Origin of the sequence: Subtercola sp. RTI3, from assembly GCF_035018625.1 — a bacterium.
GTDB lineage: Bacteria > Actinomycetota > Actinomycetes > Actinomycetales > Microbacteriaceae > Subtercola > Subtercola vilae.
In genome coordinates, this window is record NZ_JASJXO010000009.1 from 33,452 (window position 1) to 47,326 (window position 13,875).

Sequence of the window (13,875 nt, forward strand, 5' to 3'; positions counted from 1 at the left end):
CACCGTTCGTTTTGACTGAGTGAGGTTTCTTACGTGAGTAGTTCCCGGCGCCCGCCCACCCGCACACTGTTCGCTTCAACCCGCGTGAAGGTCGCCGCAGCGACTGCTGCCGTGGTTCTCGCTGTGACGGGTGCGGCCGGGAGTGCGGCAGCATTCCAGCCGGCAAGCTCGGTGTTGGCCTCAAGCTCGGTGTTGGCCGCAAGCTCGGTGGCAACCTCTGCCTCTCAGGGTACGAGCCCGCTCACGCCGCTGCCGGGCGGCCCCACCCGCCCGCCGACCGATTTCACGGCGGGCAGATACATTGTGACCTTGACCGATCCGGCTGCCGCCACCTACCAGGGCGGCGTGAACGGATTCAGTGCCACGAAGCCTGCGGCGGGCTCACAGATGAATGCGCGCTCGCTTCCGGTGCAGAGCTACAGCGACTTTCTGAACAGCACGCAGAACGACATCGCCTCGTCGGTGGGGGCGAGCATCGACTATTCGTACACGCTGGCTCTGAACGGCTTCGCGGCCGACCTCACGCCCGCCCAGGCGTCAGCACTGACGGCGAACAAGAGCGTCGCCCGGGTGACGCCCGACGAGACAAAGCACATCACCGAAGCGGTGCCGTCGACGACGTACCTCGGCCTCGACGGCTCGAAGGGCGTATGGAACACCGTCGGCGGGGTTGCCGACGCTGGCAAGGGCATTGTCATCGGTGACATCGACACCGGTATCGCGCCCGAGAACCCCTCGTTCGCCGGCGGCGCACTCGGCACGACGCCTGGCGCAGAGCCGTACACCGACCCGAACCCCCCAGCGGCATTCGCTGACTCTCCTATCACCTTCGCCAAGGCTGACAACTCGACCTTCCACGGTGCCTGTGTGACGGGCGACGAGTTCACCGCCGCCGACTGCTCGACGAAGATCATCGGCGCACGGTACTACCTCGCGGGCTTCGGCGCCGGCAACATCGCGAGCGTCGCCGATGGTGAGTACGTCTCGCCGCGTGACGGCGACAGCCACGGCTCGCACACGGCGAGCACGGCGGCCGGCAACAACGCGGTCAAGGCCACCGTCGCCGGTGACAGCTTCGGCAACATCAGCGGTGTCGCCCCTGCTGCGAAGATCGCGGTCTACAAGGTCTGCTGGACGGGTGACAAGAGCAAGGGTGTAGCCGACGGGTGCAACAACTCCGACATGCTGGCCGCCATCGACCAGGCCGTTGCCGACGGTGTCGACGTGCTGAACTTCTCCATCGGCGGTTCGAGCGCCGCAACGACCGTGTCTGACACCGACCTCGCCTTCTACGGGGCTGCCTCGGCCGGCATCTTCGTTGCGGCCTCGGCCGGCAACTCCGGGCCCGGTGCCTCGACCCTCGACAATGGGTCGCCGTGGTACACCACGGTCGCCGCCACGACGATTCCGAGCTACGAAGCCACCGCCACCCTGGGTGACGGCAGCACGTTCGCCGGCGGGTCGATCACCGTCGAAGCACACGGCACTGGCCCGCTCACGGGTGGCCTCGTTCGGGCCGACCTCGTGAAGCTCGCCGATGCAAAGGCCGCCGACGCGTTGATCTGCACTCCCGGCACGCTCGACCCGGCAAAAGTCGCCGGAAAGATCGTGTTCTGCCAGCGCGGCGTCGTCGACCGTACGGCGAAGTCTGCAGAAGTGTTGCGCGCCGGCGGAGTCGGCATGCTGCTGGTGAATGCCACGCCCTCGTCGATCGACCTCGACGAGCATGCGGTTCCCACTGTGCACCTCGACTCGACCGCCTACGCAGCGACGTTCGCCTACGCGGCGACGGTCGGCGCGACGGTCACGTTCAGCAAGGGCAACACGGCCGGCGCATCACCCGCGGCTCCGGTTCTCGCCGGATTCTCGTCGCACGGCCCCGTTCTGGCTGACGGCAGCGACATTCTGAAGCCCGACGTCTCCGCACCCGGCGTAGCGATTCTCGCGGCGGGCGCCAACGCTTTCGGCTCGGCGCCGACGTGGGAGTTCCTCTCGGGAACGTCAATGGCGGCACCGCACATCGCCGGGCTCGCGGCACTGTACCTGGGCGAGCATCCACTGGCCACACCGGCGGAGATCAAATCGGCCATGATGACCACGGCCACCGACACGGTCGATTTCGGCGGCACTCCCGTTGAAGACGTGTTCGGCCAGGGCGCCGGCAACGTGACCCCCACGAAGTACCTCAACCCCGGTCTGCTGTACCTCAACGGCCCCGCCGACTGGGATTCGTACATCGCGGGCATCGGCTACTCGTTCCACGACGCCACGCCCGTCGACCCGAGTGAACTGAACCTGGCGTCGATCGCCATCGGCTCGTTGAACGGAACACAGACCGTCACCCGAACCGTCACGTCGACAGAGGCGGGCACCTTCACGGCGGCTGCCTCGGTCGCCGGCGTCGACACCGTGATCTCGCCCTCGACGCTGTCGTTCGGCGCCGCCGGCGAGTCGAAGAGCTACACGGTGACGTTCACTCGCACCACTGCCGCGCTCAATACCTTCGCCACCGGGTACCTCACGTGGACAAGTGGCGCCACCACGGTGCGGAGCCCCCTCGCGGTGCAGCCTGTTCCGCTCGAGGCGCCGGGCGCTGTCGAAGGTCTCGGTACCACAGGCTCGGTGCCGGTCGAGGTGACTCCGGGGTCAGACGGATCGATTCCACTCGCCGTGCAGGGTCTCGCCAAAGGCTCACTGCTCACCGACCTGGTGCCGGTCGTCGCCAAGAACCCGCCGCGGGCCGACAATGTCGTGCCGGGTCACTCGGGTGGGGGAGTGGTGAGCGACAAGCTCTACTACAACACCACCGTCGCTGCGGGTACGAGTCTGGCGCGGTTCGACCTCACCTCGGTGATCACGGCCGCGCAGGGGGCTGACCTCGACCTGTTCGTCGATCAGCTCGGCGGCGACGGCACTCCGATCAAGGAGTGGTCGTCGGCCACCGGTGCGGCGAACGAGCGTGTCGATCTCATCGCTCCGGATGCCGGCACCTACCAGGTGCGTGTCGAAGTGTTCGCCCTGCCCGCGGCTGCAGCTGGCTCTCCGCCCACCAACGGGGCCTTCGACGTGAACGTCTTCGACGTCAGCCCCGGTGCGGGGGCCGGCGGATTCACCGCCACGCCGTCGACACTGGTCGGGGTGCAGAGCCAGCCGACCAGCTACACCGCGTCGTGGACGGGTCTTGACTACTCGTCGAAGTACCTCGGGCTCGTGGCGTACGGCGACACCGGTCTGAGCACCCTTGTGGGTGTGACGACGGAAGCGGCTCCGGTGGTAACGCCCCCGACAACCGACCCGCCGGCGACGGGAGCGATTCCGCCCGTGTCACCCGGTGACCCCGGTGCGACGCCGGTACCGGGCGCCGGCTCGGGGCCGGGTTCTGGTTCTGGTTCTGGTTCGGGCTCGTCGAGTGTCGGCGGGCTGGCCGCCACCGGGCTGAACCCGATGCTGCCGGTCGGTCTGGCCGCCGTTCTGCTGCTCGTCGGCATCGGCGCCCTGGTGGTGCAGAAGCGCCGCAAATTGGGCTCGAATGACCCCTCGGGCGAGTAGCCCAGACGAGTAGCCCGAACCGAACTCACGCCCCGCGGGCGGTGCAGGTCACCCTGTGCGACCCGTACCGCCCGCTTCGGCGTCGACGGGCTTTACACCGCCCACACCAGCCCCTAGAGTTACCAGTTACCACACAGGCAACACAAAGCTGGCCCGATTCCGCTCGGAGCCCGAAAGGAACACGCACGATGCCGAACGATCTGTCGGACGTACGTTTTCTCACCGTCGCCGAGGTCGCCGACATGATGCGGGTGTCGAAGATGACCGTGTACCGTCTTGTTCACTCCGGCGAACTGCCGGCCATCCGGTTCGGGCGCTCGTTCAGGGTTCCCGAGACCGCTGTTGCCGCCGTGATCGGAACCCCCGCAGCAGAGGCCGCTGAGGCTGCCGAAGCAGGGGCGTGAGCCGCCTCACTTCGCCTGAGCGGTGCAGAAACGGCGTAGGGCCGCTTGTGCGCTAGACTACTCCGAGGCAATTTTTTCCTTCCCGGCCGCGTGATACGCGGTCAAACCCAAATCTTGTGAGGTATCAGTGGGTTCCGTAATTAAGAAGCGTCGTAAGCGCATGGCCAAGAAGAAGCACCGCAAGCTGCTTCGTAAGACTCGCCACCAGCGTCGCAACAAGAAGTAGACACTCCTTCTCTGCACCGATTCAGCTGCACCGATTCAGCTGCAGTGAGTGAGTTGCACCGAGTGAGTTGCACCGAGCGTCAGGCCTAGGCCTGGCGCTTTTTGCTTGCCCAGAGCACGGGCCAGCCACGTTCGGCAGCGAGCTTCTCCAGCCCGGCGTCAGGGTTGACGGCCACCGGATGCCCCACTGCACTCAGCAGTGGCACGTCGTTGCTCGAGTCTGAGTACGCCCAGCAGTCGGCGAGGTCGACAGCTGCAGGGCGCGGTGCATCCGTCGACTCGGCGCGACCGGTGCTCGTTCCGCTACGGGTGTCGCCGGCGGCGAGACGGCTGACCGCCGCGGCCTTCTCGGCCCCGTGCAGCATCGGCCCGTCGAGCCGGCCGGTGAACACCCCGTTCTCGCTCTCGAAGCGTGTGCCGAGTGCGCCAGAGAACCCGAGGCGGGAGGCGATGACCTGCGCCATGATCTCCGCGGTCGCCGACACCAGCCAGACCTGATCGCCCTGCGCGAGGTGCGCGTTCGCCCGCTCGAGCACGTGCGGCCACAGCCGCGACACGATCTGCCGGTCGTAGACCTCTTCGCCGAGGGTTCGAAGTTCATCCTCGGTGTGCCCACGGAGCAGTTCGAGAGTGCGATCTTTCGCGCTGTTCATGTGGCGCATGTTCTCGCCCACCGCGATGAACCGGGCTTGCTGCCAGGCGAAGGTGGCAACATCCCGAAGCCGTAGCAGCTTGAGTCGCCAGGCACCGAGGCCCACCAGATAGATTGTTGCGCCGCGCACGAGGGTGTTGTCGATGTCGAAGAACGCGATGACCGGGGTGGGCGCGGGTTCGCTCATGCCGACATGCTACCCGGGCCGTGTTTCGGGCGTGCGCACTAGGGTTGAACAGTGGCGCGCGTCGAACTCACCCTCATCTCGAAGCCGGGCTGTCACCTCTGCGACGATGCCCGTGAGGTACTCGCCGGTGTGGTCGGCGAGTTCGCGGTCTCGGCCCCTGAGACCGAGATCACGGTGTCTGAGCTGTCGATCTTCGACGACCCGGCGCTCTACGACGAGTACGTCGAAGACATTCCCGTGGTGCTGGTGAACGGCCGCGTGCACACCTTCTGGCGGGTCGACCCGGCCCGCCTTCGCAGCGCACTCCTGGGAGCCTCATGATTCGCCACATCGTCACCTTCACCCTTCTGGCTGACACGGATGCCCTGCGGCACACGCAGGCCGCCTGGATCGCCGCGCAGCTCGAGTCGCTCGTGCCGCTCATCCCCGAGATCGTCGCGCTCTCGGTGTATCCCGATGTGCAGCAGACCCCGGCCAACGCCGACGTCGTACTCGTCTCGGATTTCGCCGACCACGCGGCGCTCGACCGCTACCAGTCGCACCCCGACCACGTGCGGGTGTCGGCGGGCATCCGCGAGCTCGTGGCGTCGCGCGCCGCCATCGACTTCGCGCTCTAACCGCGCGCGACCCCGCCGCGCCGTCGGCTTGCCGCAGCACGCGCCGCCCGGGAGGGTGAGAGTTTGCACAGGGGCGATGAGGTGCAGAGTTGTCCACAGATGAGGGTGCGCGGGCGCGTGGAGGCGGTGGGGTTCGTAGTGTTGGGCCATGAAAACGACCCGCACGTCGCTCTGGAGCGTAGCGCCCGGCGACCGTCCCCGCGAGAAGCTCGAGAGGCTCGGCCCCGCGGGGCTCAGTGACTCCGAGCTCGTGGCACTCGTGCTCGGTTCGGGGCTGCCCGGCGTCAATGTGCTCGACAGTGCTACGTCGTTGCTCAGCCAGGCGGGCGGTGTAGCCGAACTCATGGGCATGACCGTGCACGAGCTGAAGGCGCTGATGGGGGTCGGGGTCGCGACGGCCGGCCGCGTTGTCGCCGTCGCTGAATTGTGGCGGCGCGCCAACGACCCCGGGGCGGGTGCTGTGCTCGAGCATCCGCACGACATCGTCGACGCTGTGCGGGCATTCCTCATGGCGCGAGCCAGTGCCGCGGGTGGGCGGGTGACGACGGTCGTGGTGGTGGCCGACAGTGAGCTGCGGGTGCGGGTGGTGGTTCCGATGGCGAGCGGGGAGGGTGAGGGCATCCGGCCGCTGGTGGCGCGGGTGCTGCATGAGGTGCTCTATCGCGGAGGGGCAGCGTTCGCGCTTGCGGAGGTGCGACCCGAGCTTCCCACCGATGACGCACGGCTGTATGCGGTGCGCGACGTGCTCAAGCTCGCGTCGGCAACGGTGGGGCTTCGTTTTCTCTCGACCGTCGTCGTGACGCCCGACGATTGGTGCGCCGTCGAGTAGCCTCTGTCGAGTAGCCGCTATGGAGCGAGGCGGGTGGGGCCGCGAAAGAGGTAGGTGACCTCGCGCAGGTTGCCCTGGTGCAGCAGCAGCATGAGCACGCGTGCGAGGCCCATGCCGAAGCCGCCGTGCGGGGGCACGCCGTAACGGAAGAAGTCGAGGTACACCGAGAGCTCGTTCGGGTCGAGGCCCTTGGCCACGGCCTGCGCCTCGAGAACGTCGACGCGGTGCTCGCGCTGGGCACCGGTGGTGATCTCGGTGCCGCGAAAGATGAGGTCGTAGCTCTTGGTCAGTGCATCGTTCTCATCACTGTGCATGTGATAGAACGGCCGGATGCTCGTGGGGTAGTCGGTGAGGAACACGAACTGGTGCCCGAAGGTCTCCTCGACGTACGCAGCGATCTGGCGTTCGCCTTCCGGATCCATGTCGTCGTCGTTGCGGTCGACGACGTGCCCGCGCGAGGCGACGATCTCTTTCGCCTCGAGCAGCGGAATGCGCGGGAACGGGATGCTCGGCACCACCACATCGACATCGAAGAGCTCTTTGATCTCGGCGCCGTGCTTCGCGGCGACCGCGGTGAACCCGGCGACCAGCAGCTCTTCTTGCATGGTCATGACGTCTTCGTGGCTGTCGATCCAGCTGATCTCTGCGTCGACACCGGTGTATTCGGTGGCGTGGCGCGAGGTGAACGACGGGTCGGCGCGAAACACCGGGCCGATGTCGAAGATCTTGCCGAAGCCGGCCGACTGGGCCATCTGCTTGAAGTGCTGCGGGCTCTGCGCAAGGTACGCGGTGGTGTCGAAGTAGTCGAGTTTGAACAGCTCGGCGTTCGACTCCGACGGGCTCGACATGAGCTTGGGGGTGTGGAGCTCGACGTAGTCGCGCTCGACCCAATAGGTGCGGAACGCGTGCTCGAGGGTGGTCTGAATGCGGAAGATGAGGGCGTTGCGAGGTACCCGCAGGTCGAGGAAGCGCCAGTCCATGCGCTTGTCGATGCCGCTGTCGGCCGCAATGGGTGTCTCGGCGAGGGCGAACGTCGACACGGTGAGCGAGTCGAGCTTGATCTCGATGCCACCGAGCTTGACGCGCTCGTCGTGCTTCAGCTGGCCGGTGACGGTGACGAACGAACCCTGGGTGAGAGCCGAGATGGTGGTGGCGGGCTCGTCGGCGATCACGACGCCGTCAGCGTCGGAGTTGCGCGGGTTCACGAGCTGAACCGCACCGCTCTCGTCGCGCAGAACGACGAACTGCACCTTCTTCTGGTCACGAACCGTTTCGACCCACCCCGAAACACTGACGGGGCCGTCGGCCAGGGCGGAGAGGTCTTTGATGAGTACGCGTTCAGTCACGGTCACCAATTCTACTGCCCGCGGGCGCGGGGGTCAGATGCGTGAAGCGTACGAACGCGTGGGTACCGGGCGGTAACCGTCGCGAACGATCAGTGCCGTGGTGGCGACGATGGCTGCGAGAGCCAGAAGACCGAGAACGCTGAGAACAATGATGAGTGCCATGAAAAACCTTTCCTGACACCAATTGAACAACCGACAACTGTTCAGCACAATCTACTTCTTCTTGCGAGATGGTGAAGTCGAGCTTCACTGTTGCGCTGAGCGCTCAGGTGCTGAGCAGCTTGGGTTGTTCTACGCTACGTAAACTAAGTGCCGTGGTAGCCAGCCGAATTCATATCGTCCGTCACGGCGAGGTCTATAACCCTGATCACGTGTTGTACGGGCGCCTGCCCAATTTCGGGTTGTCAGACCTCGGAAAGCGCATGGCCCAGGCGGCCGCCGACGAGCTCGCGTCTCGGGGCCGGCCCGTGACCGCACTCTTCGCATCGCCCCTGCAGCGCGCCCAGGAGTCAGCGGCACCCCAGGCGGCAGCGTTCAACCTGCCCATCCAGACCGAACCCCGCATCATCGAACCGACGAACAAGTTCGAGGGCATGAGCCCCCGGGTTCGAAACGCGGCGCTCCGCCAGCCCAAGAACTGGTCGTGGGTCATGAACCCCTTCAAGCCCAGCTGGGGCGAGGCCTACAAGAGCGTCACCACGCGGATGCTCGCCGCGATCGACGACGCATACAACTCCGTCGACGACGGCGATGTGGTCATGGTCAGCCACCAGCTGCCCATCTGGGCCACGCACCTCGAGATCACCGGCCAACACCTCTGGCACGACCCACGTAAACGACGCTGCAATCTTTCGAGCATCACCACCGTCGAGCGACAGGGCGATCGTTTCGTCGAGATCGGCTACGCCGACCCCGCCGGTTCGCTGCTGGTCGGTGCCGTCGACGACGGGGCGGTGTGATTCGGTGACGATTCGACGACCACTGCTGGCTTTCGCCGCGGCCGCGCTCGCGGTGGGCATTCTCGCGGGCTGCAGCAGTGACCCGCTCGCCGCCCAGTACCGCAGCGGTGACAGCAAGCAGTACATCGCCGGCGACGGCACGGTCACCGAGATCGCTGCCGAGAACCGAGGTGCCGTGGTGAGCTTCACTGGCACCGATGACACCGGTGCGGCCGTCGATTCGTCGACGTACCTCGGCCAGGTTCTGGTGCTCAACTTCTGGTATGCCGGGTGCGCGCCGTGCCGCGCCGAAGCTCCCGCCCTGCAGACGCTCAGCGTGAAGTACGACGGCAAAGGCGCGAGCTTCCTCGGCGTGAACGTGCGTGACCAAGCAGCCACCGCGGTGGCGTTCGGCCAGTCGTTCGGTATCACGTACCCCTCTGTCATCGACACGAATGGTGCTGTTCAGCTCGCGCTGAGCGGGCAAGTGGCTCCGAACGCCGTTCCCACCACGTTGGTGATCGACAAGAAGGGCCGGGTCGCCGCACGTATTCTCGGCCAGGCCACCGAACCGAGCATCCTCGATACCCTCATCGGCGACGCCGTCGCCGAAACGAGCTGATCGGTGGCCGTTTCGTGGTGAACCCGTTCGCCGAGGCTGTGCTGAACGGCCAGTTGATCGTCGCCATTCCCATCGCCATGCTGGCGGGCCTGGTGTCGTTCGCGTCACCCTGCGTGCTGCCGCTCGTGCCGGGCTACCTCGCCTACGTGGGCGGCCTGAGCGAGCCGGGGGAGAAGCGCAACCGCCGCCGGGTTCTGCTCGGCATCAGCCTGTTCGTGCTCGGCTTCTCGCTGGTGTTCATCGCGGCCTCGACTCTGTTCGGCGCGCTGGGTGTGTGGCTGCTGGTGTGGGGCGACGTGATCACCCGGGTGCTCGGCGTGATCGTGATTCTGCTGGGGTTGGTGTTCTTCGGCCAGTTCAGCTTCATGCAGCGCACGTTCAAGCCCACCTGGCGACCCGCCACCGGCCTCGCTGGCGCACCGATTCTCGGCATCGTCTTCGGCCTGGGCTGGACCCCGTGCATCGGCCCGACGCTCGGTGCCATCCAGGCGCTCAGCCTCACGGGCGGCTCCGCTGCCAGCGGCGCCCTGCTCGGTCTGTTCTACTGCTTCGGCCTCGGTATTCCGTTTCTGCTGGTTGCTCTCGGGCTCAACTGGGTCACGCATTCCATCGCATTCCTCAAACGGCATATTCGTTTCATCAACATTCTCGGCGGCGCGGGCCTCGTCATCATCGGCGTTCTGATGGTGAGCGGGTTCTGGACCATCTGGACCTATCAACTGCAGGCGGTGATCACCGGTTTTGTCCCGGCCATCTGACCACTTCGATTCCCCCGACCCCGCGGCAGAGCGCCGACCGAAGGCTGGCGGCACGGGCCCCGGCGACGGCTCCGGCGGCCCAGACGGCCCGGGCGGCTCCGACGACATCGTGCAGCCCAAGCTCGGCTTCGTCGGCTGGCTGCGCTGGACCTGGCGCCAGCTCACCAGCATGCGCACCGCGCTCTTTCTGCTGCTGCTGCTCGCCCTCGCCGCCGTGCCCGGTTCGCTCGTGCCCCAGCGCGCCGCAGACCCGAACGGCGTCACGCAGTACTTCGCCGACAACCCCAGCCTCGCCCCGTTTCTCGACAAGCTGCAGGCGTTCGACGTCTACACCTCGGCATGGTTCTCGAGCATCTACCTGCTGCTGTTCATCTCGTTGATCGGTTGCGTCGTTCCGCGCGCAAAGCACCACTTCGACGCCCTGCGCGCCAAACCACCGCGCACCCCGGCACGCCTCTCGCGGCTCGCCGGCTTCGAGCGGCGCGAGGCCCCCGACGGCATCGGCGCTGTCGCGGCCATCGAATCGGCCCGCAAACTGCTGCGCAAGTCGGGATACCGCGTCGTCGTCTTCACCGCCCCCGGTAAGAACGGCGCGGGCGAAACGGCGTCGGTCTCGGCCGAGCGCGGCTACGCGCGGGAGACGGGCAACCTCGTGTTCCATGCCGCGCTGGTGGGCATCCTGCTGACCGTCGGTGTCGGCGGCGGCTACGGGTTCAGTGGCCAACGCGTGCTCGTGGCGGGCGGCGGCGTGTTCGTGAATACCCTGAGCGCGTTCGACTCGTTCAACCCGGGCCGGTTCTTCAGCGAAGACTCGCTGGCGCCGTACTCGATGAAACTCGACCAGTTCACGGCGACCTACGAGACGAAAGCCGACGGCGCCTTCGGCCAGCCGATCGACTACAACGCCATGGTGACGACGCAGGAGCGCGGCCAGGCTCCGCAGACGGCCGACATCAAGGTCAACTCACCTCTGCGCATCGGCGGCACCGACGTATACCTGCTCGGCAACGGCTATGCGCCCACCATCACGGTGAAAGACCCGAACGGCAAAGTGGTCTTCACCGACTCCGTGCCGTTCTTGCCGCAAGACGCCAACCTCACCTCGGTGGGTGTTGTGAAGGTTCCGGATGGCCTGTCAGAGCAGCTCGGAATGATCGGCTTCTTCTACCCCACACAGGCCACCTCGACGACCGGAGCCTTCTACTCCACCTACCCCGACGCCGACTACCCCGTGCTGACGCTCAACGTCTACGACGGAGACCTCGGCCTGAACGGGGGAGTGCCCACCTCGGTGTACTCGCTGAACACCGACAAGATGAAGCAGCTGACGGGCGGGTCGACCGGCGTGGCGTCGATTCAGCTGAAGCCCGGCGACAGCCAGGCGCTGCCGAACGGCCTCGGCACCATCAGCTTCGACACCGTTCACCGCTACGCCTCGCTCGACATTCACCACGACCCCACCCAGGGCTGGGTGCTGCTGTTCGCAGCCTCGGCACTGCTCGGGCTGCTGATCTCGCTGTTCATCCCGCGCCGACGCGTCTGGGTGAAGGCCACCGAGCGTGCCGACGGCACGCTGAGCCTCGAATACGCCGGTCTCGCTCGTGGCGAAGACCCGCGGCTGCTGCCCGCAGTGGCCGACATCGCCGAAAGGCACTCGAAACTTCTCACGGGCGCTACACCGCCCGAAACAAACGCTTAGGCTACTATCGTGACCCTCGACGAGTATTCGATCTTCTTCTTGTATGCAGCCATGGCTGTGTATGCGTTCGCCTTCATCGCGTTCGCCCTCGATCTTGCTCGCCGGTCTGCCCAGGTCTCGGCCGGCAACACCGTGGCGGTCGACGGCTCGGTCACAACGGCGCCCACGGTGCGCGAGAGCGTGGCGGCGGGTTCCGGTGCATCGTCGGCCGTGCTGAACGCGAGTTCGGCCACGCTGGTCGCAGAGCGCCCCGCCGGCGGTTCTGTCGATGGCAGCGCGAAGAGCGGCAAGAATGGCGCAAACGTCGCGAACGGTGCGGTCGCGGCCGACGGCAGCGTCACCCGCCGCTCGCTCAGCCTCCGCTTGGGCGTCTCGTTCACGGTCATCGGTTTTCTGCTCGAGCTGACTGCCGATGTTCTTCGCGGCATCGCGGCGAACCGCGTGCCGTGGGCCAACATGTACGAGTTCTCGATGACCGGAACCGTGCTCATCGTCGCCGTGTTCCTCGTGGTCATCACCCGCGTCGACCTGCGCTTTCTCGGCACGTTCATCACCGGGCTCGTTCTGATTCTGCTCGGCATCTCCACGGTGAACTACTACGTGGTCATTGCTCCTCTGCCGCCGGCGCTGCAGTCGGCCTGGCTCGTCATCCACGTGTTCGTGGCGAGCCTCGGCACGGCATTCTTCGCGCTCGGTTTCGCGCTGTCGGGCATCCAGTTGCTGCAGTATCGACGTGAGACACTCACGCTCGGTGCCAAGTTCTTGAAGCTCAAATTTCTGGCATCGCTGCCCGATTCGACCCGGCTCGAGAACCTCGCCTACCGCGTGAACATCGTGGGGTTCGTATTCTGGACCTTCACGCTCATCGCCGGTGCCGTGTGGGCCGAGCGTGCGTGGGGCCGCTACTGGGGTTGGGACACCAAAGAGGTGTGGACCTTCATCATCTGGGTCATCTACGCGGGCTACATTCACGCCCGTGCCACCCGCGGCTGGCGCGGATCGCGCTCGGCGTGGCTCGCCATCATCGGTTTCGGCGCGGTGCTGTTCAACTTCGGCGTCGTGAACGTGTTCTTCCACGGCCTGCACTCGTACTCGGGCCTGTAAGCCCAGACCGCTGGATGCCCCGCCTCAGCGCTGGCCGCGCGCCAGCTTGAGGTAGCGGTACACCGTCGGCTCCGAGACATGCAGGGCAAGGGCCGCGTGCGCGACAGCGCCCTTCATCAGAAAGATGCCGGCGCTGTCGAGTTCGCGAACGGCCTGGATCTTCTCCTCGGGTGTCATGCGTGAGCCATCGACGCCGAGGCGTGCGACGGTGCGAGCCACGTTGTCGCGCGTGAGTTCGTCGACGCTGAGGCTCAGGCGCTCGGCGACTTCGGCCATCTCGGTGCTGCCGTGCGGCGCCCGGCGCCCGGAGTTCTCCCACCCTGAGGTCTCCCGGCCACGGTCGTCGTCGGTGGGCCGCTGCTCCGACGACTTCAACAGGCCCGTCGTCTGCGTGATCGACTCGAGCAGCTGCCTCGCCTCGTGCAGGGGGCCGTCGTCGACGTTGAGGCAGAGCATCCCGATGACCGCGCCGGCCTCGTCGCGCACGAAGAAAGTCGACGATCGAAAGTAGCCGCCGCTCTGCGACTGGGCGAGGTAGTTGGTGAGAAAGTCGCGCTCGAGGTAATCGTGGTTCTGAAGAATCTTCAGCACCAGGTCGGTGGCCGGGCCACCCACGCTTCGACCGCTCATGGCACCGTTCTCGACCGCGATGATCGAGCGGGTTAGGTCGCTGATGTCATGCAGCACGATCTCGGTGCGCGGCCCCATGAGCGAGCCGAGAAAGGGGAGCAGGGCGAGATAGGGCTCGAACTCGGGCCGAATGCGTCGCTCCGGTTCGGTGGGCGCGATATCGGTCATGGGCACATCCTTCCCGAGAACAGTGCAGAGAACAATGTTTCGTTTCGGTAAAAACTTATCGTCAGCATGATAAATAACTATTATCGTGCGAAAAGTCAGGCTAGTGTGTTTCGGAGAGACCCCGGAGCATGCACCAGCAGCCTCTGT

Annotated in this window: 15 protein-coding genes; 11 read left to right on the plus strand and 4 right to left on the minus strand. The window is 66.1% G+C overall.

Annotation, left to right across the window (positions count from 1 at the left end):
• Nucleotides 1-33: 33 nt before the first annotated feature.
• From QN358_RS05585 to QN358_RS05595, 3 genes are all read left to right on the plus strand, one after another.
• On the plus strand, nt 34-3,549 hold the full coding sequence (locus tag QN358_RS05585) for a S8 family peptidase (RefSeq protein WP_323511820.1): 3,516 nt from the start codon (nt 34-36) through the stop codon (nt 3,547-3,549).
• Nucleotides 3,550-3,737: 188 nt separating this feature from the next.
• Nucleotides 3,738-3,953 (plus strand): helix-turn-helix domain-containing protein, encoded by a 216-nt coding sequence (locus QN358_RS05590; protein WP_136641247.1) that lies wholly within the window; start codon nt 3,738-3,740, stop codon nt 3,951-3,953.
• A gap of 127 nt (nt 3,954-4,080) precedes the next feature.
• Nucleotides 4,081-4,179 carry a 30S ribosomal protein bS22 gene (locus QN358_RS05595; protein ID WP_003792170.1) on the plus strand — a complete coding sequence of 33 codons (99 nt, stop codon included), beginning with the start codon at nt 4,081-4,083 and terminating at the stop codon, nt 4,177-4,179.
• 85 nt (nt 4,180-4,264) lie between these two features.
• Here QN358_RS05595 and QN358_RS05600 read toward each other — a convergent pair whose 3' ends face one another.
• A complete protein-coding gene (locus QN358_RS05600; protein ID WP_136641246.1) occupies nt 4,265-5,017 on the minus strand; it encodes an HAD family hydrolase in 753 nt (250 codons plus the stop codon).
• A 51-nt stretch (nt 5,018-5,068) separates the two neighbouring features.
• Here QN358_RS05600 and QN358_RS05605 point away from each other — a divergent pair, with 51 nt between their 5' ends.
• The 3 genes from QN358_RS05605 to QN358_RS05615 all read left to right on the plus strand — a co-directional run bounded on the left by QN358_RS05605 (nt 5,069) and on the right by QN358_RS05615 (nt 6,463).
• Nucleotides 5,069-5,338 carry a glutaredoxin family protein gene (locus tag QN358_RS05605; protein WP_136641245.1) on the plus strand — a complete coding sequence of 90 codons (270 nt, stop codon included), beginning with the start codon at nt 5,069-5,071 and terminating at the stop codon, nt 5,336-5,338.
• Entirely contained in the window at nt 5,335-5,634 is a 300-nt protein-coding gene (locus QN358_RS05610) for a Dabb family protein (RefSeq protein WP_323511821.1), read from the plus strand. Before QN358_RS05605 ends, QN358_RS05610 begins: the two co-directional genes overlap by 4 nt.
• A 148-nt stretch (nt 5,635-5,782) precedes the next feature.
• A complete protein-coding gene (locus QN358_RS05615) occupies nt 5,783-6,463 on the plus strand; it encodes a UPF0758 domain-containing protein (protein ID WP_323511822.1) in 681 nt (226 codons plus the stop codon).
• A gap of 17 nt (nt 6,464-6,480) precedes the next feature.
• Here the strand turns inward: QN358_RS05615 and aspS are convergent, their stop codons facing one another.
• A complete protein-coding gene (aspS, locus tag QN358_RS05620; protein ID WP_136641242.1) occupies nt 6,481-7,809 on the minus strand; it encodes an aspartate--tRNA(Asn) ligase in 1,329 nt (442 codons plus the stop codon).
• Between the two features lie 33 nt (nt 7,810-7,842).
• Nucleotides 7,843-7,971, minus strand: a complete 129-nt coding sequence (locus QN358_RS05625; protein WP_272898607.1) for a hypothetical protein — start codon at nt 7,969-7,971, stop codon at nt 7,843-7,845.
• Nucleotides 7,972-8,123: 152 nt separating this feature from the next.
• Between QN358_RS05625 and QN358_RS05630 the strand changes: the two genes are divergently transcribed.
• The 5 genes from QN358_RS05630 (at nt 8,124) to ccsB (ending at nt 12,930) form a co-directional block, all read left to right on the plus strand.
• Complete coding sequence (locus QN358_RS05630) at nt 8,124-8,768, plus strand: histidine phosphatase family protein (RefSeq protein ID WP_161580362.1); 645 nt, start codon at nt 8,124-8,126, stop codon at nt 8,766-8,768.
• Between the two features lie 4 nt (nt 8,769-8,772).
• A complete protein-coding gene (locus QN358_RS05635; RefSeq protein WP_237280276.1) occupies nt 8,773-9,369 on the plus strand; it encodes a TlpA family protein disulfide reductase in 597 nt (198 codons plus the stop codon).
• 77 nt (nt 9,370-9,446) lie between these two features.
• Entirely contained in the window at nt 9,447-10,127 is a 681-nt protein-coding gene (locus QN358_RS05640; protein ID WP_323511841.1) for a cytochrome c biogenesis CcdA family protein, read from the plus strand.
• Nucleotides 10,111-11,826, plus strand: a complete 1,716-nt coding sequence (resB, locus tag QN358_RS05645; RefSeq protein ID WP_416351958.1) for a cytochrome c biogenesis protein ResB — start codon at nt 10,111-10,113, stop codon at nt 11,824-11,826. Before QN358_RS05640 ends, resB begins: the two co-directional genes overlap by 17 nt.
• Nucleotides 11,827-11,877: 51 nt before the next feature.
• Nucleotides 11,878-12,930, plus strand: coding sequence for a c-type cytochrome biogenesis protein CcsB (gene ccsB, locus QN358_RS05650; protein WP_323511842.1), 1,053 nt, complete (start codon nt 11,878-11,880; stop codon nt 12,928-12,930).
• A 24-nt stretch (nt 12,931-12,954) separates the two neighbouring features.
• On the opposite strand, the gene QN358_RS05655 is transcribed toward ccsB, so the two are convergent.
• Complete coding sequence (locus tag QN358_RS05655) at nt 12,955-13,728, minus strand: helix-turn-helix transcriptional regulator (RefSeq protein WP_323511823.1); 774 nt, start codon at nt 13,726-13,728, stop codon at nt 12,955-12,957.
• Nucleotides 13,729-13,875: the final 147 nt, after the last annotated feature.